A 325-nucleotide genomic window follows, 5' to 3' on the forward strand; every position below is an offset into this window, starting at 1 on the left:
TTGTTGTGTGTTGTTTGAGAACTGCACAGTGGACGCGAGCATCTTTGTTGTAAGTGTTTATGAGCGTACGGTGGATGTCTTGGCACCAGGAGCCGATGAAGGACGTGGGAGGCTGCGATATGCCTCGGGGAGCTGTCAACCGAGCTGTGATCCGAGGATTTCCGAATGGGGAAACCCAGCACGAGTGATGTCGTGTTACCCGCATCTGAATATATAGGGTGTGTGGAGGGAACGTGGGGAAGTGAAACATCTCAGTACCCACAGGAAGAGAAAACAACATGTGATTCCGTGAGTAGTGGCGAGCGAAAGCGGATGAGGCTAAACC

The 325-nt window shown here is 52.0% G+C and carries 1 rRNA gene; it reads left to right on the forward strand.

Features of this window, described 5'->3' with window-relative positions:
- Nucleotides 1-47: 47 nt before the first annotated feature.
- A 23S ribosomal RNA gene (locus R1101_RS0125585) occupies nt 48-325 on the forward strand; the annotation flags it as partial.

Origin of the sequence: Rhodococcus sp. R1101, assembly GCF_000278445.1 — a bacterium.
Classification (GTDB): domain Bacteria; phylum Actinomycetota; class Actinomycetes; order Mycobacteriales; family Mycobacteriaceae; genus Rhodococcus; species Rhodococcus gordoniae.